The organism is Porphyrobacter sp. THAI-01a (genome assembly GCF_056868655.1).
Window position 1 is genome coordinate 1,152,332 of sequence record NZ_CP180579.1, and the last position, 20,201, is coordinate 1,172,532.

General features: G+C 70.8%; 17 protein-coding genes. 6 read left to right on the plus strand and 11 right to left on the minus strand.

The features are described from left to right. The first annotated feature begins 1 nt into the window (after position 1). The 4 genes from ACMX37_RS05575 to ACMX37_RS05590 are packed head-to-tail and all read left to right on the plus strand — an operon-like array spanning position 2 to position 5,986. Positions 2 to 898, plus strand: coding sequence for a DUF58 domain-containing protein (locus ACMX37_RS05575; RefSeq protein WP_483147892.1), 897 nt, complete (start codon positions 2 to 4; stop codon positions 896 to 898). Continuing rightward, entirely contained in the window at positions 895 to 2,037 is a 1,143-nt protein-coding gene (locus tag ACMX37_RS05580; protein WP_483147893.1) for a BatA domain-containing protein, read from the plus strand. The genes ACMX37_RS05575 and ACMX37_RS05580 overlap by 4 nt, the downstream gene beginning before the upstream one ends. Beyond that, positions 2,034 to 4,178: a DUF4175 family protein gene (locus ACMX37_RS05585; RefSeq protein WP_483147894.1), complete on the plus strand. Its 2,145-nt coding sequence runs from the start codon at positions 2,034 to 2,036 to the stop codon at positions 4,176 to 4,178. The genes ACMX37_RS05580 and ACMX37_RS05585 overlap by 4 nt, the downstream gene beginning before the upstream one ends. Then, positions 4,175 to 5,986, plus strand: coding sequence for a carboxypeptidase regulatory-like domain-containing protein (locus ACMX37_RS05590; RefSeq protein WP_483147895.1), 1,812 nt, complete (start codon positions 4,175 to 4,177; stop codon positions 5,984 to 5,986). The genes ACMX37_RS05585 and ACMX37_RS05590 overlap by 4 nt, the downstream gene beginning before the upstream one ends. Here ACMX37_RS05590 and ACMX37_RS05595 read toward each other — a convergent pair. Further along, positions 5,983 to 6,657 (minus strand): sugar transferase, encoded by a 675-nt coding sequence (locus ACMX37_RS05595; protein ID WP_483147896.1) that lies wholly within the window; start codon positions 6,655 to 6,657, stop codon positions 5,983 to 5,985. The genes ACMX37_RS05590 and ACMX37_RS05595 overlap by 4 nt on opposite strands. Positions 6,658 to 6,865: 208 nt before the next feature. Between ACMX37_RS05595 and ACMX37_RS05600 the strand changes: the two genes are divergently transcribed. Then, positions 6,866 to 7,069 (plus strand): hypothetical protein, encoded by a 204-nt coding sequence (locus tag ACMX37_RS05600; protein WP_483147897.1) that lies wholly within the window; start codon positions 6,866 to 6,868, stop codon positions 7,067 to 7,069. Here ACMX37_RS05600 and ACMX37_RS05605 read toward each other — a convergent pair. The 6 genes from ACMX37_RS05605 to ACMX37_RS05630 all read right to left on the minus strand — a co-directional run bounded on the left by ACMX37_RS05605 (position 7,004) and on the right by ACMX37_RS05630 (position 14,679). Then, entirely contained in the window at positions 7,004 to 7,501 is a 498-nt protein-coding gene (locus tag ACMX37_RS05605; protein ID WP_483147898.1) for a Rap1a/Tai family immunity protein, read from the minus strand. The two genes, ACMX37_RS05600 and ACMX37_RS05605, sit on opposite strands and share 66 nt — an antisense overlap. Then, positions 7,498 to 8,427: a cell wall hydrolase gene (locus tag ACMX37_RS05610; protein WP_483147899.1), complete on the minus strand. Its 930-nt coding sequence runs from the start codon at positions 8,425 to 8,427 to the stop codon at positions 7,498 to 7,500. The genes ACMX37_RS05605 and ACMX37_RS05610 overlap by 4 nt, the downstream gene beginning before the upstream one ends. A gap of 160 nt (positions 8,428 to 8,587) precedes the next feature. Then, positions 8,588 to 10,435, minus strand: a complete 1,848-nt coding sequence (locus ACMX37_RS05615) for a glycosyltransferase family 2 protein (RefSeq protein ID WP_483147900.1) — start codon at positions 10,433 to 10,435, stop codon at positions 8,588 to 8,590. Then, on the minus strand, positions 10,432 to 11,622 hold the full coding sequence (locus tag ACMX37_RS05620) for a glycosyltransferase family 61 protein (protein WP_483147901.1): 1,191 nt from the start codon (positions 11,620 to 11,622) through the stop codon (positions 10,432 to 10,434). The genes ACMX37_RS05615 and ACMX37_RS05620 overlap by 4 nt, the downstream gene beginning before the upstream one ends. A gap of 16 nt (positions 11,623 to 11,638) precedes the next feature. Next, the gene (locus ACMX37_RS05625) at positions 11,639 to 13,486 is read right to left on the minus strand and encodes an ABC transporter ATP-binding protein (protein ID WP_483147902.1); all 1,848 of its coding nucleotides are present in this window, start codon (positions 13,484 to 13,486) and stop codon (positions 11,639 to 11,641) included. Beyond that, a complete protein-coding gene (locus ACMX37_RS05630; RefSeq protein ID WP_483147903.1) occupies positions 13,483 to 14,679 on the minus strand; it encodes a glycosyltransferase family protein in 1,197 nt (398 codons plus the stop codon). The genes ACMX37_RS05625 and ACMX37_RS05630 overlap by 4 nt, the downstream gene beginning before the upstream one ends. A gap of 190 nt (positions 14,680 to 14,869) precedes the next feature. Between ACMX37_RS05630 and ACMX37_RS05635 the strand changes: the two genes are divergently transcribed. Further along, positions 14,870 to 16,096, plus strand: a complete 1,227-nt coding sequence (locus ACMX37_RS05635) for a glycosyltransferase family 2 protein (protein ID WP_483147904.1) — start codon at positions 14,870 to 14,872, stop codon at positions 16,094 to 16,096. Here the strand turns inward: ACMX37_RS05635 and ACMX37_RS05640 are convergent. From ACMX37_RS05640 to ACMX37_RS05655, 4 genes are all read right to left on the minus strand, one after another. Next, positions 16,051 to 17,160, minus strand: a complete 1,110-nt coding sequence (locus ACMX37_RS05640) for a glycosyltransferase family 4 protein (RefSeq protein ID WP_483147905.1) — start codon at positions 17,158 to 17,160, stop codon at positions 16,051 to 16,053. The genes ACMX37_RS05635 and ACMX37_RS05640 overlap by 46 nt on opposite strands. A gap of 15 nt (positions 17,161 to 17,175) precedes the next feature. Continuing rightward, positions 17,176 to 17,745 (minus strand): polysaccharide biosynthesis/export family protein, encoded by a 570-nt coding sequence (locus ACMX37_RS05645; protein WP_483147906.1) that lies wholly within the window; start codon positions 17,743 to 17,745, stop codon positions 17,176 to 17,178. Continuing rightward, positions 17,742 to 19,049 carry an O-antigen ligase family protein gene (locus tag ACMX37_RS05650; RefSeq protein WP_483147907.1) on the minus strand — a complete coding sequence of 436 codons (1,308 nt, stop codon included), beginning with the start codon at positions 19,047 to 19,049 and terminating at the stop codon, positions 17,742 to 17,744. The genes ACMX37_RS05645 and ACMX37_RS05650 overlap by 4 nt, the downstream gene beginning before the upstream one ends. Positions 19,050 to 19,164: 115 nt before the next feature. Beyond that, complete coding sequence (locus ACMX37_RS05655) at positions 19,165 to 20,151, minus strand: glycosyltransferase family 2 protein (protein WP_483147908.1); 987 nt, start codon at positions 20,149 to 20,151, stop codon at positions 19,165 to 19,167. Positions 20,152 to 20,201: the final 50 nt, after the last annotated feature.

Sequence of the window (20,201 nt, forward strand, 5' to 3'; positions counted from 1 at the left end):
GATGGCGCGCCCGCCGCTGACGATCCCGCCCGAGGTGCGCAGCCGGTTGAAGCGGCTTGCCTTGCGCACCCGGCGCGACATGGGCGACCGCGGCTTCGGCATGCACCACAGCCGCAACAAGGGTGCGGGCCTCGAATTCGCGCAGTACCGCGCCTACGAGCCCGGCGACGAGCCGCGCCGGATCGACTGGAAGCTGTTCGCCCGATCGGACAAGTTCTTCGTCCGCGAGGCCGAGGAGGAAAGCCCGATCGCGGTGTGGCTGCTGATCGACGCCAGCGCCTCGATGGCCCAGGCCGACCGCGCGCGGCCCGACTGGTCACGGATGGATGCGGCGCGGCTGCTGGCGCTTTGCACCGCGCAGCTGGCCCTGATGCAGGGTGACCGCTTCGGATGGATCGCGTTGCATGGTCATGGGCTGGTCGTTGCCGATCCGCACCGCGGTCGTGCGCAGTTCGAACGCATGCAGATCGAGCTCATGCGGCTCGAAAGCGCGGGCACTTTTCCCGATCCCGCGACCCTAGCCCCACTGTGGGAACGCATCGGCCCCAACGATCTCGTGCTGTTCCTCTCCGACTGCTTCGACGAGGGCGGGAACGCCATGATCGAACGCCTCGCCAAGGCCGGGCGCGAGGTGCTGGCGGTGCAGCTGCTGACGGTCGAGGAGCGCGATTTCCCCTTCGACGGCGGCTACCGCTTCCGCGAGCAGGAGAGCGGCGCGGCGCTGGTCGGCGACGGCAAGGCCCTGCGCGACAGCTTCCTTGCGCGTTTCGCCGAGGCACGCGCCGCGCTCGCCGAGCGGCTCGATGCGGCGGGCATCCGCCATACCGCATACGTCCTCGACGAAGCGATCGACCGCCCGCTGCACGTCTTCTTCGGGCGCGGGGCACCCCCAGCGTGACGCCGCTGCTGCTCGCCCCGCTCGGTCTCGCGGCACTGGCGGCGCTGGTCGTGCCGCTGCTCGTCCACCTGCGCCGCCGGACCGAGGAAGTGCCGCTCGATTTCGCCGCGCTGCGCTGGCTCGATCCGCGCCCGCGTCCGCGCCGCCGCCTGCGCTTCGACGAATGGCTGCTGCTCGCCCTGCGCCTGCTGCTGGTGGCCCTGCTCGCCCTGCTGCTGGCGCGCCCGGCGGTGCTGGGGTGGCAGGACGATGCTAGGCGCGTGCTGGTTGCTCCCGGGGTCGATGCCGCCGCCGCGCGCGCAGCCGCGGGGCCCGAGGCGGAGCTGCGCTGGATCGCGCCGGGCTTTCCGGTGGTGGGCGAGGGCGCGCCGCCTCGCCCTGCCGGGGTCTCCAGCCTGATCCGCCAGTTCGATGCCGAACTGCCGCAGGGCGCGCCGCTGACGATCCTCGTGCCGCCGGTGCTCGCAGGGGTCGACGCCGCGCCCCTGCGCCTGACCCGCGAGGCCACGTGGCGGGTCGTCGACGGCGGCGAGACGGCGGCGAAGCCCATCGCGCCCGCAAGCCCCGCGTTCGCGGTGCGCCACGCACAGGATCAGGCCGGCGCGGTCCGCTATTTCCGCGCCGCCGCGGCAGCTTGGAGCGACACGCCCCGCTTCGAGGCGGGCACAGACCTTGCGCTTCCCCCGCGCGGGAGCGTGCTGGTCTGGCTCGTCCCCGGCCCGGTCCCGGCCTCGGTCAGCGACTGGGTGAGCGATGGCGGAACCGCGCTGCTCGCCAGCGACGCCGAAATCGCCATGCCCGCCGCGAGCGAGGCGCTCTGGCGCGGCGACACCGGTGCGACGCTGGTGGAGGGCGGCACGCTCGGGAAAGGGCGGCTGCTGCGCTTCACCCGCCCGCTCGAGCCCGCAGCCATGCCCGCGCTGGTGGACGCCGGCTTCCCGGCGCGCCTGCGCGAACTGGTCTCACCCCCGGCACGGCCGCCCGCGCGGGTCCGCGCGGAAGACTTCGCGCCCGCCGCAGGGACAGCCCCATTTCCGCTCCCCCCGCGCGAATTGTCCGGCTGGCTGGCCGTGCTGATCGCGCTCGTCCTCCTCGCCGAAAGAGTGCTCGCCACCCGGCGGCGGAGGTTCGCCGCATGAGCCGGGAGCTGCGGACACAGGAGTGGCTCGCCCCCGCACGCCGCCGCGCCGTGCTCGACACCCTGCTGGTGTGGGGGGCGCCGGTGCTGGTGCTTGCCCTCGCGGGCTGGGCGATCGCGGGCGTGCTCGCGGCGGCGATCGCGCTGGTGGCGGGCTGTTTCGCGCTCGGCTTGCAGGCGCTCCGCACCGCCCGCCGCTTCGACCGCGACTGGCTTGTGCGCCGCCTCGATGCCCGCGACGCCGCGTTCGAGGACAGCTCCGCGCTGGTCTTCGCCGAGGCCGATCTCGGCCCGCTCCAGCGGCTTCAGGCCGAGCGCATCGCCGCCCGCATCAACGCACTCGATCCCGCCGCCCTGGCCGACGACTGGTCGCGGCGGCGCATTGCGCTGGCCTGGGCGCTGGGCCTCGCGGCGGTCGCGGCCATCCTCGTCTGGCAGGCGCGCGCCGGGGCGCCGCCGCCGCTCGCGCCTGCAACCGCCGTCACCGCAGCGGCACCGGGCGAGCCGCGCCTCACCGGGCAGCGCATCCGCATCGTGCCGCCCGCCTATACCGGCCTCGCGCCGCGCTATGCGACGGGCCTCGATGTTCGTGCGCCTGCCGGTTCGCGGATCGAATGGACGCTCGCCTTCTCCCCGCAGCCCTCGTCCGCCGCGTTGCAGCTGGTGGGCGGCCAGCGCATCCCGCTGGCGCAGGGCGGGGAGGGGTGGACGGGCGCGCTGCGGCTCGACGTGCCGGCGCTCTACCGGATCACCGCCGAAGGCATGCGCGCCGCCCAGCCGGCGCACCGGCTCGAACCCGTCGCCGACGAACCGCCTCAGGTCAGGGTGATGGAGCCCGCCTCCGGTCTCGTCATGATGAAGCCCGGCCAGCGCAGCTGGCGCGTGGTGTTCGAGGCGAGCGATGATTACGCGGTCGACCGGCTTGCCCGCCTGACCCTCACCACCGCCATCGGCGAGGGCGAGAACGTGACCTTCACCGAGCGAAGCCGGACCGTCACCGGCACCGGAGATCCGAAACGCCGGCGCTTCGTCATCGACCTGCCGCTCGCCGCTTTCGGGCTCGAGCCGGGGAGCGATCTGGTGGCGCAGCTGACCGTCGCCGACACCCGCGCCCCTGGTCCGCAGGTGGTGCGCGGGCCGGGCGTGATCCTGCGCTATCCCGTCCCCGATCCACCCCAGTCCGAGGGGCTCGACCTGATGGCCAAGCAAGTCATGCCCGCCTATTTCCGCAGCCAGCGGCAGGTGATCATCGACACCGAGGCGCTGATCCGGCAGCGCCGGAGCCTGTCCGCCGCCGAATTCCTTGTGCGTTCCGACACCATCGGGGTCGACCAGCGGCTGCTGCGCCTGCGCTACGGCCAGTTCGTCGGGATGGAGGCCGAAGAGACGCCGCGCCCGCCGATGCCGACCGCGGACAAGGATGCGCCCGACCAGGGCGAGCATTACGACGGCGACGGTCACGATCACGGCCACGATCACCATCCCGGCGACGGGCACGATCACGGCCCTGAGACCGAAAGCCCGGTGTTCGGCGCTCTCGGCAACATCACCGCCGAATATGGCCATGTCCATGACGAGAGCGAGGCGGCAACCCTGCTCGATCCGGACACGCGCGCGCTGCTCAAGGCGGCGCTCGATGCGATGTGGGAGGCGGAGCTCAACCTGCGCTCGGGCCGTCCCGAGGCGGCGCTGCCCTTCGAGAACAGGGCGCTCGACTTCATCAAGCAGGTGCAGCAGGCGACCCGCATCTACCTGCCCAAGATCGGATCGCGGCAGCCGCCGATCGACCAGGCGCGGCGGATGACCGGAAAGCGCGAAGGGATCGTCGGCGGCGGCGCGAGCCTCACCCCCTTCGCGATCGAGGATGCGGTTCCGGCCACCGCGTGGCGGGCGCTGTCGCAGCCCGGGGCGATCGACCTCGACGGGCTGGAAGGCTGGGTGCGCGCCAACAGCGGGCGGATCCGCGACCCGCTGGCGGTGCTGGCCGCGATCGACGCGGTGCGCGGTGCGCCGGCCTCGCGGGCCCTTCGCGAGACGTTGCGCGGCCAGCTGTGGACGGTGCTCACCCGCCCGCCCGCCGCAGTGCGCCGCCGCCCCGATGGCGGGGCGCTCGGACGCCGATACCTCGAGGCCCTGCGGTGACCGCGACGCCTGAAACCCTCGCCGCGGTGCTGATCGCGGCCGGCGCGCTGGTGGCGGCGCTTCGCCTGCTGTGGCGCCGCCGCGATGCCCGTGCGGCGGCGTTGGCGGTGCTGAGCCTCGCAAGCGGCGCTCTGCTCTATTTCGCCCTGTTTCCGCCGCACCTGCCGGTCGGCGGGGAGACCCTTGTGGTCGCCACCGCCGAGACTCCGGCGGACACGCGGGCAGGGCAGGGCGAGCGGCTCGTGGCCCTGCCCGAGGCGCCGGCGCTGGCCGGGGCCGAGCGGGTGCCCGATCTCGCCACCGCGCTGCGCCGTCACCGCCAGGTGCAGCGCCTGCGGATCGTCGGTCGCGGACTTGTCGCGCGCGACCGCGAGGCGGATGCGGGCCTGCCGGTGAGCTTCTCTCCCTTGCCCGGTCCACGCGGGCTGGTGCGGCTCGATCCCCCTGCCGACACGCCTGCGGGTTCGGTCTTCGCGCTGGCGGGAGAGGCGGCAGGGCTGGCGGGCGGGACAGCCGAGCTGCTCGATCCTGCCGGACGCCGCGTCGACAGCCGCGCCATCGCGCCTGACGGGGCCTTCACCCTCGGCAGCACCGCGCGCGCGCCGGGCCTTGCGTTCTTCACCTTGCGGTTGCGCGGAGCCGACCGGAAGATCGTCTCGGACACGCCCGTGCCGCTGCGCACGCTGGCGGCACCCGAGCCGCTGCGTGTGCTTCTGGTCGCCGCGCCTTCGCCCGAAGCGAAGTATCTGCGCCGCTGGGCCGAGGATTCCGGCATCGACCTCCAGAGCCGCCTCGATGCGGGGGGTGGGGTCGATCTGGGCGATGGGGGTGCGCGTCTCGATGCAGCGACCCTGCGCGAGCTCGACGTGGCGATCATCGACGACCGTTCGTTGATGGCAATGGGAAGTGGCGGGCGAGCAGCGCTTGCGAACGCCGTCGCGGGCGGGCTCGGCGTCGTCATCCGCATGACCGCCCCGGCCACCGCCGCCTCGCGCGAGAACTGGCGCAGTCTCGGACTCGCAGTCGAGGGGGGCGGCGAGGTCGCCTCGGTGTCGCTGCCGCCGCTCGCCGCCGATGCCGAGGCACTTGCGGTGCAGCGCGGGCCTGGCCCGGAGGATGTTCCGGCCGATCTCAACAGCTTCGAGGACCCCGCGCCCGAACTCGGCAGTTGGCAGCTGCGCGGCGGGACCGCTCTGGTGCCTGCGGTGCGCGATGCCGACGGCGCGCTGCTCGCCGGGTGGCAGCAGCGCGGGCAGGGGAGGGTCGCGATCTGGACTCTCGCCAACAGCTTCGCGCTCGTCCTCAACGGGCAGGCCGAACGCTACTACCAGTGGTGGAGCGATACGGTGAGCGCGGTCGCACGGGCCGAGGGCGCGTTCCGTCCCGACTTGCCGCCGCTGGTTCACGAGGGCGAGCGGATCGCGATCTGCGGCCTTTCCGGACCGGCTAGGGTGACGGGGCCTGACGGCAAGACGGTGGCGCTCGTGCTCGATCCCGATGCCGGGCCGCGCGGCTGCGCCGCCTTCTGGCCGCAGCAGGCAGGGGTGCACGACATCGCTGAGGACGGGCGCAAGGATGGCGGGAGCTTCGCCTTCGCCGTCCTTCCCGAGGGCGCGGTGGCGGGCATCACGACCCGCGAAACCGCCATGGCGACGCGCCGCTGGGCGGCCGCCCAGAGCGGGCACGACGACGGGGAGGTGCCGGAGCGGCGCGGGCCGGGATGGCCGTGGTGGCTCGGCTGGCTGCTGGTCAGCGCAGCGCTGTGGTTCCTCGAGCGCCGCTGGCTCGCGCGCCCGGAGCGGACCTAGCGCGACCCGCGCGCGGCAAGGACGCTCGGCACGGTGAGGACGATGATCTTGAGGTCGCGCATCATCGAGCGGCTGCTGACGTAGCGCACATCGAGCAACACGCGCTCGAAGTAGCGGATGTCGCTGCGGCCCGAGATCTGCCAAAGGCCGGTGATCCCCGGCCGCACAAGGCAATAGAGCGCGAAGTGCTGGCCGTAACGCGCAGCCTCGTTCTCGACGATCGGGCGCGGGCCGACGATGCTCATCTCGCCCATCAGCACGTTGAAGAGCTGCGGCAGTTCATCGAGGCTGGAACGGCGCAGGAAATTGCCGAGCGCGGTGACGCGCGGATCGTTGGTGAGCTTCTGGTTCTCGGCCCATTCGCGGGCGGCTTCGGGATCGTTGCGCAGGACCTGCTCGAGGCGGGCCTCGGCATCGATCACCATCGATCGGAACTTCCAGCAGCCGAAGGTCCTCCCGCCCAGGCCCACACGGCGATGGCGGAAGAAGACCGGCCCCGGGTCCGTGCACTTGATCGCGACGGCGATCACGATGAACAGCGGAAGGAAGAACAGCAGCGCGAGCGACGCGATCAGAACGTCGAGCGCCCGGGACAGGGCCTGTGGTGCCCGGAGGCCGCTCGCCTGTTGCAGCACTTCGACCGGGAAATTGTCCTTGGGCTCGATATACAAGGTCCTGCTACCTTTCGGGTCTGCGGGATCTACGATCCTCGATGCGACGGATTTTGCGTGAAGGCCCCTGCCCCGCGGCCAAGTTTCTATTTCCGAAGGCCTCCGGTGGCTCTAGGATAGGTTAACATAGTGCTTCGCCTCGGGGGGGTCGTGGCGGTTAGGCAACGGCTCGTCGCAGCGATGGCGCGCCGTTAAGCGGGACGAACTGATGGTTAGTGAACACGGCCTTGCCGACGATGCGACTCCCGCCGGGGAGACGTCCGACAAGGAGGTGATTCGCCGCCGCGTGCGCCGCAAGGTGCGGGTGCGCAAGCAGGAGAAGTTCCCGCGGCCCGTCCGTCTGGCACTATGGCTGGGAATTCCCGTCCTGCTGTGGATCGCCATCTATTTCGCCGGCCGGGCGCTGCTGTGACGGTGCGACGGGCGCTGGCATAGGCGCCGGTGCCGGTGCCGGTGCCGGTGCCGGGCAGGGATGGGCCTCCTGGAGACTGGCGACGATCACCGATGCCGCCTGTGCCTGCGTGAGCGAGGGGTTTGCGACGAGATAGGCCTCGAAGGTGTCGGCGAGCTTGCCGAGCGTCAGTCCGATGGGAAGGCAGGGGTCGCCCGATCCGATCCAGACCCGGTAGGCGCGCGCGCTGTCGGCCACCGCTGCGAGATAGGCGAAGCAGTAGGAGCGCGAGAAGCTGGAATTCTCCCGGCACTTGCGCAGCAGTCCGCCTGCGGATTCGAAGCCGGCAACGTCTTCGGCATCGGCGGTCTGGGCCGCGCCTGCCTGCGGGAACGTGAGGATCAGGACCGCGCCCGCGAACCAGGCGCGCGCCCGCGCAGACCTGCCCGTCACCTGGCGCCGTCCGCAGCGTCTTTTGCAAGCCGCAGCGGCCGGGCCCTGAAGGGCGTGGCCGCGGGCGCGGGCGGGGCGGGGTCGAACGTCGCTGTGATCTCGGCGATGCTCCCGGCTTGCGTCGCCCCCGGCATGACCGCCGGGCTTTCGTCACCGGCGGCGGCGCGCGGCGTGTAGGCGGCGATCTCCGGTTCCTTGCCGGAATAGCGCATCGTGAAGGACGACGCCCGACCGTTCGAGCCGCGCCAGCGGTAGAACAGGTGGCGCCCGATCTGCCCCGAGGGATCTAGCGAGGCGCTCCAGTAGGGCGTCACGTAATCGGCGTGGTAATGGGTCGAAAGGCCCACGTCCGGCTCCACCGCGCCGCCGAGCGCAGCCTTGGCGACGCGGTTCGCGCGGGCCCACAGGCTCGGGACCGGCGGCCGGCTGCGCGATCCGTCGCAGGTGAAGGTGAACTGGCACCCGGTCGAGCGATGCTGGCCTTCGAACACGACGCCGCAGACGCTGTCCGGATAGGCGGGATGGCGGACCCGGTTGAGCACCACCTGGGCGATGGCGCGCTGGCCGCTTTCGGGTTCGAGCGCGCCTTCGTAGTAGATCGCCTCGGTGAGGCAGGTTTCTGCCCGAAGCCCGCTGGCGGCATCGCCATAGCTGGCGACGAAGGGGCTGGCCTGCTCGAACGCGAATTCCGCGGACGGTTCGCCCGGCGCGGTCGGCGTCTGGATCTCGGTCCCTGCCGCACCACGCAGAGACGGCAGGGCGGCGCCGGCGACGACACCGCCGGACCGGCCCTGTTCGGCCATCACGAAAGGCACCGCGATCACCGCCAGCACTGCCAGCGCGCGCGCGGCACGAAGGGTCGGCGACCGGCCCTCCGCTAGCGGTGCTGCGGTCGTTCCGGCGTTTTCTGGCGATGCGAACGGCATGGGCCTCGGTGCTGCTCCTTGCAGATCTGTGGCAGGACACGACGGCGCGAAAGATGAACCCGTGGCGCGCCCGTGTGTCGCGGTTTGACAGGTGAGCGGGGCCCTTGCCCCGGCAGGCGGGAAGCAGCCTTAACGTGGGTTTGGAACGCGGGGAGGCGGCTCAGGCGCGCGACACGCCGTTGGCGAGGGCGCGGCGGACGAGCTGCGGTAGGAAGCGCGTTGCGGCCCAGCGCCAGGCGAAGGGGCGCTGCGGCCGGCTCAGGATCGCCCGCGTCGCGGCGCGCAGGGCCACGGGGATGGTGCCGCCCGCGAGGAACAGCTCGCGCTCGGCGCTGGCGATGAAGAACAGATGCGCGGTGCACGCCCGGTGCATGTCCTCGCCATAACGCGCGAACAGGATGCGGCGCGAGGCGCGGTTCGCTCCGGCATGGCGCGATACGCGCGCGTCCGTGGTCTCGCCGTCATGGTAACGCGCGAGCGGCCCGGGCACGCAGTCCGCCTCGAAGAAGCGGGCAATGCGCAGGACGAAATCATAATCCTCGTTGGCGGCAAGCGACGGATCGAAGCCGCCCGCAAGCGCGAGCGCGGCGCGGCTGACCATTGCGGTCGATCCGCAGCCGGTGACGACATTTCGGGCCAGCAGGCCACGGTAGATCCAGCCCTTGTGGCGGGCCGGGTGGACGGTGCGCGTGCCGTCTGCCGCGAGGCTCTCGAAGCCGGTGTAGACGAGGCCGAGCCTTGGCCCCGCGGCGCGGAAGCGGGCGACCTGCGCGGCGAGCTTGCCGGGCAGCCACTCGTCGTCGGAATCGAGGAAGGCCACGAGGCCGCCGCGCGCCTCGGCGATGCCGCGGTTGCGCGCGGCGCTCACCCCGGCATTGGGCTGCGAGACAAGGCGCAGGCGCGGATCGGCGATCGCTTCGACCACCTTGCATGTGGCGTCGGTCGATCCGTCATCGATGACGATGACCTCGAAGGGCGGAGGGTCCTGCGCCAGTGCGCTGGCGACCGCCCGGGCGATGGTGGCGGCACGGTTGTAGGCCGGGATCACGACGCTGACGCGCAGGTCCGGAGGGTTCGCGCCGGCAGGAATGGGAGGGCGCGCGTGCGGAGCGGGGCCGGGCGGGCCGCTTCCGGTCGGCCAGCGCGGACGAGCCTGGACGGCGTCGGGCACGTCGCCCAGTCGCAGCGCGAGGTCGGCGCAGCGCGCGCGCAGCGCATCGGCCTCCTGCGGGATGTCGCAGGCGATCCGGTCGAGCGATCCGGCGAGCGCGCCCCGGTAACGGGGCAGGCGTTCCGACCGGTCGAGTAGCTCGATGATCCGCGCATTGACCTCGAGCCGCGCGGCGAGGCCCCGCTCGCTGCGTGCCGTGCCGGAGAGGGACCCGCCGCCCGGCAGCCGCCGGTAGAAGGCAGCGCCGCCCGCCGTGCGTGCCAGCACATTGCCGCGCGCAAGCCCGCGCATCATCACGTCGCCGTCCTGGTTGACGGCAAGGTCCGGGTCCCAGCCGCCGCTGCGGTGATAGGCGGCGCGGCTCCACAGCACGCTGCACGGCGGGTGATACCAGCCGCCGAGCCAGGCCGAGAGATCGTCCTGTCCGGCGTAACGCGGGGCGCAGGACGGCGGGGCCCAGTGCCACGCGCCGCCTTGCCCCTGCTCGAAGCGGTACCACGGGGCGCAGGCGATGTCCCCTTCGCCCGCTTCCAGCGCCTCCACCAGCGCCGCGAGGGTCTCCGGGGCGAGCAGATCGTCGGCATCGCAGAACATCAGCGCCTCGCCCTCGGCCTCGGCGAACCCCGCCAGCCGCGCCCGGCTGGCTCCGCGCTCCGGCACCTCGACGAGCCGGACCGGCGCCCCGAAGGACCGGGCGATCCTGCGGCTGTCATCTTGCGAACCATTGTCGGCGACGATGATCTCGTGGGGCGGCCGGGTCTGGTTCAGCAGGGAGCGGATCGCGACGCCCAGATAGGCCTCTGCATTGAGGCAGGGGATGATGATCGAGGTCCTCACCCGATCTCGTCCAGCACCGCCTCCACGCCCGCCACATCGACCGTCAGATCGCGGTCGAGCGGATGTTCGGCCGTGCCCGCCTCGGCATGGAGCAGCCAGTAGTGCAGCCCCAGCCCGCTGGCGAGGTTGTAGAAATTGGGGTTGGGAAAGCCGGGATCGGCAAGTTCGACCACATGGCCGCCCTCGGGGCAGAACAGCATGTTGGTGAGGCCCGCGCCGTGCGGTGCGAGGAGGACGCGGGTCTGCTGCATCAGCGCGACCTGATCGGGAAAGGCGAGGTCCTCCATGAACACCTTCTCGAAGCCGCGCGGCTCGAGCATCGCCCACAGCGCAGCCTCGTTGGTGATGCGCCGCCCCCGGGACCGCTCGCGGCTTATGAACACCCGGCGCGAAATGACGGCGCCGTGCCGCGCCGGATCGGCGAAGGCGCTGCGCACCGCGCGCATGTGAGCCGGATCGAAGCGGTCGGTGACGAGCAGCGCCAGCTGGTCGACCGCTACCGGCCGATCCGGATCGAAGCGCCGGAAGGTGGCCGGATCGATCCCCAGCATCCTTGTCGAAGCCTCCATTACGCCCGTCATGGTGCGGGGCATCAGGACCTCGCCGAGCAGCCCGCGCTCCTTGAGGATGAGAAGCTTGGGCAGGTGCGCGGTCAGCCAGTGCGAGTGGTTGTGATAGGCGCGCTCGAGGATCCAGACGGCGCTGTCGAAATGCTGGCCTGCGATCTCCCCGCGCGCGGTTGCGGCTGCCTGCGCGGCGTGGCCGGGGCGGTGGGCGATTTCGCGGCTTTCGAGCGAGGTCTCCTCGTCGCTGATCAGGGCGGGGAAGAAATCGCCCTTGCCTGCGGTGTGGAAGAACAGCAGCCGTGCGCGCTCGATATGCGCAAGGTAGGTGGCGGCGACAGTGCGCTCGGGCACGTCACGCATAGCGTAGCCCCACAAGGCACCGTCATCCGAAAGCGCGGCGCGCGCTGCGACATTGCAGGGCAGGGGCGCACAGGCGGTGCGCGGGGGATGCAGCACCTGCCTGTCCTCCCGCGATCCGCGCCGTTCGAGGTAGGTCTCGAGCGGCTCGCGCACCCGCCAGCGCCACCCCAGCCACGCGGGCGCCACGCCGCGCTCGACCGCTCGCTCCGGCATTCGCCTGAGATGCCAGAGCAGCGCGTGGGGAAGGTTGGCCAGTGCCATTGCCGGATATCCGTGTTCAGGCGGCCATCTCGCGGAATTCCCGGTGTCCGCGCCTGAGACTGTCGAAATCGCCGAAGCCTTCGACCCTGCCGTCCTTGAGGTAATAGAGCGTGTCGCAGCTTCGCACGGTCGTCAGGCGGTGGGCGATCATCACCACGGTGCGCTGCCCTCGCATCCCCTCGACCGCCTCGATCACGGCGCGTTCGGTGGTGTTGTCGAGAGCGGAGGTCGCCTCGTCGAGGATCAGGATCGCGGGATCGTGATAGAGCGCGCGGGCGATGCCGATGCGCTGCCGCTCGCCGCCCGAGATGCGCACGCCGCTTTCGCCGACCACCGTGTCCAGCCCTTCGGGCTGGCGGTCGATGAAACGGCCGAGCTGGGCGAGGCGGATCGCGCTCGCAAGCGCCGCCTCGTCCACGTCGCGGTCCTCGATCCCCAGCGCGATGTTGCGCCTGATGGTGTCGTCGAGCAGGTAGATCGATTGCGGGACATAGCCGACCTGCGTGCGCCAGCGGCGCAGCTCCTGCTCGTCAAGCCGGTGACCGTCGATCACCAGCCCCCCGCGCTCGGGAGCGAGAAGGCCGAGCAGCACGTCGACCACGGTTGATTTGCCCGCCCCGGTGCTGCCGACCAGGCCGACGGCGGTGCCCACGGGGATGGCGATGTCGATGCCCTTGAGGGCGTGGTCGGGTGCGCCGTCATAGCGGTGCCAGACGCCTTCGATGCCGATCACGCCGAGAGGGCGGTCCTTTGCGGTCGATGGTTCCGCAGCCGGTCCGCCAGGCGCAGGCGCGTCGCCCAGCAGAGCGAGATCGCGCACGATCGGCTCGATCGAGACAAGGCTGTAGCGCAGGTCCGCGAACTGGTTCATCGCCGCGCTCGAAGCCTCGCGCAGGCGAACCAGGCCGACGACGAACAGCGACAGGGTGACGAGGATGCTTTCGGTCGAGCGGCCCTGGAGCACCAGCCCGCAGGCGAGCGCAAGCAGGCCCGTCATCGCCACCATCTCCGAGGCGGGCGGGATGATCCGGGTGATGAACATCTTGAACCCGTTGACCCGCGAGATGCGGCCCACCGCGGCCATGACCTTGCCTGTGAAGAACGCCTCGCGGCCGAGGGTGCGGATCTCCTTGATGCCGCCGAAGGCCTGCATCAGGTTCTGGTTGAAGACCTTGCGTTCCTTCTGCTGGATCAGTCCGAAGCGTCGCAGGCGGCCACTGACGCCGCGCACCGCGAGGATCGCGATCACGCCGAGGAAGGCGATCCAGGCGAGGGTGATCACGGGTTCGACGAAAAGCAGGAAGCCGAGCACCGCGACGAGGATCACGATCCGGGTGCACAATTCGAGGATCGTGCTGATCACGCTGTAGCACACCGTGGTCACCTCGCCGTCGACGTTGCGGAGCAGTTCCGACCGGTTGCGCTGGAGGAAGAAGGTGTAGGGCGCGTTCATGTAGGCGCGCATCAGCCGCCCGGCGATCGCGATGCGGCGGTTGGTGACGTAGCGGATCTGCGCCCAGTAGTTGAGCGCCAGGAAGCCGTTCTTGAGCGCAAAGATCGCGAGCAGCGCGCTCGCCCCCCACAGCACCAGTTCGCTGCTCGAAAGGCCCTCGGTGACATCGCCGAGGATGCCGCCGATCAGCGGCAGGCCGGCCATCGCCTCGCGGTCGACGACGGCGCTCACGAAGGCAGGCACGGCGGCCAGACCCGCGATCTCGAGCAGCGCCCCCATCAGCATCATGGCGAACAGGACGAGGGCATTGAGCCGGTCGCGCCGGGACAGCAGCGACAGGAGGCCGAGGAGCGGCTGGACCCTGCCCGAGCGGTCGTCCTCGCGGGGGAGTGTCGTGGCGGCCCCCGTCATGCCGGGGTCGCCAGTCCTGCCGCAGGCATTCGTCCCGCGGCAGCGGCCGCCTCTGCGATCATGCGGTAATCGGGGAGCTTGCCGCACAGGGCGTCGTCCCACAGGTCGGTGAGCAGGTGCTTGTGGCTTTCTATGTCGGATTTCCTTGCCTGTTCGAAGCCGCGCTCGCGCATTTCCTCGGGCACGGGTGCCGAGACGATGGCGGGCAGTTCGTCGATGGAATCGTAGAGGACGCCGGCGCCTTCGCCGACATACTGGATCAGGTCGCGCCGCAGGTTCGGCATGCAGATCCCGACGCCCGCGGCCTGGGCCTCGGCGATCGCCATCGGCCAGCCGACCGTCGGCCTGGCGAAATCGCCGGTGTAGACCAGCCAGCGGTGCTTCTTGTATTCTGCCGGCATGTCCTCCGGCTGGACGGGATCGACGATGTTGACGCCCGCACCGAGCTGAGCGTCGCGCGCCCTAAGCCATTCGGTGCGATAGCCCATCGCGTAGAGGTTGAAGGTGCGGTCGGGGACTTTCCGGGCAAGCCGCAGGAAATCGGGCATCGCCTTTTCCTCGGTCACGAAACCGGTGTTCATCACGGCGTCGCCATTGGCGCTGCGGTCGTGGAAATGGGCGAAGCGCACCACCGGGAAACAGTCGATCAGCTTGTCCGGATTGGCACCCGCGCGCGTCAGCCACGGCCTTGCGCAGGGAAAGCCGAGCACGCCGAGGCACAGGTCGCTTTCCATCGCCCGCAATGCGTCGCGCAGCCACGGCGAGCGTTCCGGCGGCGGCTCGCGGAGGAGCAGCTGCCTGATCCGTCCGGCAAGACCCTTCTTGCGGAGCGCGATCGTGTCGCAGGAATGGGTGCGGACCGTGAAAGGCACCCCGGTGATGCGCGAGACTTCGCCGATCAGGTGCAGTTCGGTGAGGTGATGGGTGTGCAGCAGGTCAGGCCTGAACGCCTGAACCGCCGCGACGAGTTCCTCGATCGTGCCGGCAAAGGTGTGCGGCCGGTGATTCTCATAGGGAATGCCGGGCGCCTCGCGCGTGACGATGCCGATCTCGTAATCCTGCTCCAGCGCCTCGATCTCGTTCTTGATGTAGGTCTGGCCGATCTGCGGATATTCCTTCAGCAGGAACAGCACTCTGGGCTTTTGCAGGCCGGGACCGGAACGGCTGGCGGGAGGATGGGCGGTCGTCGTCATGGGCACTCCCTTGGTTGGGGATGGAACTTGGGCGACATCGAGGAACCGCAGACGCACCCGTGCCGCGGCGCCGGGGGTCGTGCTGCGGTTGCGAAAAGACAGGCTTGGCGAACGCAAGACCACTAAGCAGGTTAGGGACCTGATCCCGCCCCGCGCGCAAGCGGAGCGCATGACCCGAACTTCCACTCCCGTGACCAGCCCCGCGGGCGCCGCCCGCCGTGCCCGCGTGTCCATCGTGATGCCGACCCACAACCGCGCGCACCTTGTCGGCGAGAGCATCGAGTCTGCCCTCGGCCAGTCGCTGCCGCCTGCGGAGATCATCGTGGTGGATGACGGATCGAGCGACGAAACGCCCGCAATCCTGCGATCTTTCGGTGACCGGCTGATCGGGTTGAGGCAGGACAAGGCGGGCAAGTCGGCCGCGCTCAACCGCGGCATCGCGGCGGCCACCGGCGACTTCCTGCTGGTGCTCGACGATGATGACCTCCTGCCGCCCTGTGCGCTCGCGGCGCATGTCGCGGCCCTCGAGGCCATGCCGGAGGCAGGTTTCTCCTATGGCCGGTTCGCTCGATTTACCGGACAGGGCGAGGATGCACCTTGCAGCACCGATTGCGAGGAACTGCCGCCCGAGGGCGAGAAGCGGCTGCTTGTGCAACTGATGCAGTGCTGCTTCCTGCCCAATCCGACATGGATGGTGAGGCGCAAGGTGCAGCTTGCAGCCGGGCGTTACCGGAGCGATCTGCCGCGCGGGCAGGATTACGAGATGATCCTGCGTATCGCTCGTGCTGCCCCCGGGGCCCGCGCCGACGGGATCGTGCTCTACCAGCGCAAGCATGTGGCAGAGCGCACCACCAGTCGCGGCACGGTGGTCGCCAAGGATACCGTGGCGGGCTGGATCGATGCCGAGCGCACGATCTTCGCCGAGATCGACGAGAACTGGGGCGATGTCGATTTTCAGCCCTTCGAGACCCCGGCGTCAGGTGCTGAAGCGGAGCGGCTTGCGGTTCTCCAGCGTGCGGTGATCCTGTTCATGCGCAAGCTCCACGACCGCGCCGAAGGGCACCTTGCGCGCTATTGCGCGCTGCTCGGCAACGCAGCCCCGGGACAGCGCGAGCTGGCCGTGGCCAGCGACCTTCTCGGCGCGCGTTACGGGATCGGCGAGATTCTCGATGCGAGCCATGATCCGGCGCGGCTCGCGGCGCTCGACCTGCCGCTGGCGCTGCGCCGGTCGATGGCGCGCCATCTGCCGTGGCGGATGCGCGAGCTGATCGGTGGCGGGCGCTTCGGCGATGCGGCAAGGCTTCTCGGCTGGGGGCAGCGTGCGCTCGGGACGGCGGCAGTGCTCGGCGCGGCTGGCGGACGGCTTGAGGATCACGCCCGCCGGGGACGGACAAGATCGCGCATCAGCGCGTCGTAGGCATCGTGTGCGCCGGCGACGGAGAAGGCTTCGGCGCGGGCGCGGGCCTTCTCTCCCAGAGCGGCACGTGCGCCGGGATCGCCAAGCAGATCGTCCACCGCTTCGGCGAGAGCCTCGGGATCGTCTGGCGGGACCAGCCGGGCGTCATTGCCTGCGGTGTCCGCCACGCCGCCGACGTCCGCGGCAACCGCAGGCGTGCCCGTGGCCATCGCCTCCATCAGCGCCAGCGGCATGCCTTCGCTGCGCGAGGGCAGGACGAAGATGTCCGCCTCCTGAAGATAGGCCCGGATGTTTTCCGGGCTAAGCCGTCCGGCGAACTGCACCATGTCCCCCAGCCCGAGCCTTGCGACCTGTTGCACGAGGGCCTCGTGCTGCGAACCTTCGCCGATGATCACCAGCCGCGCCCGGCAGCCGCGCCGTGCCAGCGACGCGCAAGCCCTGATCAGCACGTCGAAGCCCTTGACCCGCTCGAGCCGCCCCACCGCCACCAGCAGCGCATCGCCGTCCCCCGCCCCGCGCGGCGGACCGGGATGCCAGAAGTGCGTATCGACCCCGTTCGCGATGACAACGGGCGCCTCGCGGGGTGCAAGCCCCTCGTCGGCAAGCTGGGCGGCGATGTCGTCGGAGACGGCCGTCACCGCATCCGCCCCGCCGATGACCTGCGCGAGGTAGGGGGCATCCTCGGGTAGCGGCCGCAGGATGTCGCTGCCGTGGCAGGTCACCACCACCCGGTACCCCAGCCAAGGGGCCAGCGTGACGAAGTAGAGCGCCGAGGGCGAGGCGAAATGGATGTTCACGATCTGCGGCCGCTCGCGCAGCAGGCGCAGCACCAGGCGTGCGGCGGTCGGCAGGTGGAGCCACCGCGCGGAGTTCCGCCGCACATGGAAGGGTTCCGCCCACCCGGCGTTCCGTCTGCGGTCCGGACGACCGCGCTCGGCCCACCCGCTGCTCACCCGGTGGCCGCGCCGGGCGAGGCCGCAGGCAAGGCTGCGGACCACGGCCTGCACCCCTCCGGCCTGGGCGCTGTCGACATTGGTGTAGAGCAGGACTCGCAAGCCGGTCACGCGGTCGCCATCGGTCTAGAAGAACCTTTCGCCCACCCGGATCGTGTCGCCCGGGCGCACAGGGAAGGAGGGCGTCTCGCGCAGGTCGACCAGCATCTCGCGCGTGTCGGTGGCGCGTTTCAGGAACACCTTGCGGCTATTGGCACGGTAGGTGAAGCCTCCCGCTGCGGCCACCGCCTGCTCGATCGTCAGGCCCACCGCGAAGTCGTATTGCCCGGGGCGCGCCACCTCGCCGAGGATATAGAAGGGACGGTAGTTGATGATCTCGGCGCTGACCCGCGGATCCTCGAGATAGCCGCTTCCCAGTTTTGTCGTCAGTTCGGCCTGCAGGTCCTCGACCGTGCGGCCCGCGACGGCGATGTTGCCGATCAGCGGGAACGACACGTCGCCGGCGCCGGTGACCCCGTATTCGCCCGTGAGCGTCTCCTCGCCGAAGACGGTGATGCGCAGCTTGTCGCCCGGGCCGAGCGCGTACGGCGCGGCGTTGTCGACGATGCGCGCGCGCGGCGCGTCGCCTCCGCTCGAACAGGCGGCGAGCAGTGCCAGCATCAGGGCGGCGAGCAGGGCGGGGATGCGCAGCATCATGCGGGGTTCCTTTGCGCTTGTGGAGAGAGACGGGGCGCGCGTCCGCGCATCCGCTGGAGAGCAGGGGAGCGTCGGGTCGGCGTGGCTGCGGCAAGCGGCAGGGCCGCGAGCGCGGCGGTGATGGCGTAGAGCAGCACTGTGTCGATCAGGAAGGGGCCGATGACCAGCTCGGTGCGGACCCGCAGGAGGATGGTGAACAGCGTCACGACGGCGAAGGCGCGGGGCGCGTCGACCGCGACGACCAGCAGGGCCACACCGCGCATTGCCGCATAGGCGACCGGCAGCAGGAACAGCGCCAGCCCCACCAGTCCGAGATCGGCCATCAGCTCGCGGAAGGTGTCGTGGAAATGGAAGGCGCGCCCGTCGCTCTGGCCGTTGCGGGCGAGCAGGCCCTTGCCCTTGGGGCCGAGCCAGATCGCCTTGTAGCCGTGGCCGATGACCGGGGCCTGCGCGATCAGGCTGTCGGCCTCCTCCCACAGCAGCGTGCGCCCTGTCAGCCGCGCGTCCTTGTGCAGCACGTCGGTGCGCACGATGGCGGCCTGGCGCTCGATTTCGGGCAGGGCGACCAGCACGGGAACCGCGAGCAGCGCCGCGGCGAACAGCGCAAACAGCCGCCCTGCGCGCCCGAGCAGCGCGGCGAGCGCGACCATCCCGAGCATTCCGGCCATCACCAGCCCTGAGACGACCGCCGTCATTGAATCCCCCTGCACCAGCAGGAAGGCACCGGGGACCAGCGCCAGCGCGGCGGCGATGCGGGTCCTCAGAAGATGCGCGCCAGACGCCAGCACGCACAGCGCCGAGCCGATCCAGAACAGGGCAATGTAGCTCATCTGGTTCTTCGATCCGGCAAGGCCGATCAGCACCGGCCCGCTCTCCGACATCCCCGCCCGGCCCGAGGCGAGGCCGGCGAGACAGGCGATCGTGGAGCCGACGAAGACTGCGAGCACCAGTTCGCGCAGCGACAGGAACCGCCCCAGGGCGAACCCCATCACCACGGTGAGCAGCAGCTGCAGTCCGTAGCGCAGGGAGACGGCGGGAATGTCCGACCACAGCCACGATGCCGCGGCGAACACCGGCAGCAGTAGCAAGGGAAGGGCCGCTGGCAGCAGCGAGGGCAGGCTGCGCCAGCGCAGCGCCAGGATGGCACCGAGGCACAGCAATTGCATCAGCGTCATCGCCGGACCCAGTGCCGGAGCGGCAAGGCAGGCGAAGATCGTCACCGCGAAGCCGAACACGGACAGACGCTCGAACCCGAAGGGTTCGGCCGGGCCGCGTCCCTCGCGTGCTCGGGCTGGTGCTGGCAAGATGGTTCGCCTCCGGTTGCTGGTCGGGCGGGCGGAACCCTCGCCGATTGGACCGCGCGGTTCGCTCACACAGGTTATTGCCCTGCCGCAGGATCGGTAATGCTGGCCGGACCGGTCAGGGCGCGATCAGGAAGCGGTGCCGGGGCGCGCCGGCGTCGCCGCTCCGGAGATGATCGGGCCGCAGCAGGGCGAACTTGTCGCGCGCGACACCGAGACCCGCATCGAGCAGCAGGCGGGGACGGTCGCTGTGCGCGATCAGCGCGCGCAGCAGCCCGCTCTCACGTTTGGCATCGAGAAAGTGGCGATGATGCCAGCGCTGGGCGCACTGGGCCCGGTGGGCCGTGAGAATGGCCCGGTCGGCATCCCTGAGTGGCCCCGCCAGCATCCGGTCGTCCGCTGCGACGAGCGCGGCGAGATCGGCTGCGGAGTGGCGCGCGCTGAGCGAGTCCGGACGCTCGATGGCGAGGTAGCCGCAGGCCGCCACCAGCCGGAACCGCGCACCGGCCAGCAGCATCCGCGCGTAGAGATCGAAATCCTCTCCCAGCCGCAGTCGCGGATCGTACGACAGGCCATGGCGCTCCAGAAAGGCGCGGCGCATCACCGGCTTGAGGAACCCGAGCTCGCCGCGCGGGCGACCGGGCCGCGAGATGTTGGCCTCGACGAAGCGGGCGAAGGTCATCCGTTCGGCCACGCCGCCAGTCGCGAAGGCGGCGAGGCCGGCGAACTCCGCGGCCTCGTCCTCGGCAACGAACATGATATTGTCGGCCGACATGTCCCAGTCGTCGCGCAGGTCCGCGATGGCGGCGAAGCGGCCGGGGAGGATGACGTCGTCGGCGTCGAGCACGGCCACCAGCGGGGCGGACGAGGCGGCAAGCGCGGCGTTGCGTGCGCCGGCCGGGCCGAGATTGCGCGGTTGGCGCAGGATGCGCAGCCGTCCGCTCCCGTCATCGACGCTCGCCGCCTTGCCGGCCGTGCCATCGCGCGAGCCGTCGTCGACCACGATAACCTCGCGGACCGCGCTCTCGGCAAGGGCTGATGCGACTGCCCGCGCGATGGTGACCTCGGCATTCATCGCCGCGACGATCACGCAGATGTCGTCCATGCCGCAGCCTCTTTTCATGCACCGGTGGGAAAACTGGCGCAGCTTTAGCC

Excerpts from the sequence above, each read along its gene's own strand:
- ACMX37_RS05655 (WP_483147908.1), bottom strand. The coding sequence starts at position 20,151 with ATGGACGACATCTGCGTGATCGTCGCGGCGATGAATGCCGAGGTCACC.
- ACMX37_RS05585 (WP_483147894.1), top strand. The coding sequence starts at position 2,034 with ATGAGCCGGGAGCTGCGGACACAGGAGTGGCTCGCCCCCGCACGCCGC.
- ACMX37_RS05620 (WP_483147901.1), bottom strand. The coding sequence starts at position 11,622 with ATGGCACTGGCCAACCTTCCCCACGCGCTGCTCTGGCATCTCAGGCGA.
- ACMX37_RS05625 (WP_483147902.1), bottom strand. The coding sequence starts at position 13,486 with ATGACGGGGGCCGCCACGACACTCCCCCGCGAGGACGACCGCTCGGGC.
- ACMX37_RS05600 (WP_483147897.1), top strand. The coding sequence starts at position 6,866 with ATGGTTAGTGAACACGGCCTTGCCGACGATGCGACTCCCGCCGGGGAG.
- ACMX37_RS05575 (WP_483147892.1), top strand. The coding sequence starts at position 2 with ATGGCGCGCCCGCCGCTGACGATCCCGCCCGAGGTGCGCAGCCGGTTG.
- ACMX37_RS05630 (WP_483147903.1), bottom strand. The coding sequence starts at position 14,679 with ATGACGACGACCGCCCATCCTCCCGCCAGCCGTTCCGGTCCCGGCCTG.
- ACMX37_RS05645 (WP_483147906.1), bottom strand. The coding sequence starts at position 17,745 with ATGATGCTGCGCATCCCCGCCCTGCTCGCCGCCCTGATGCTGGCACTG.
- ACMX37_RS05610 (WP_483147899.1), bottom strand. The coding sequence starts at position 8,427 with ATGCCGTTCGCATCGCCAGAAAACGCCGGAACGACCGCAGCACCGCTA.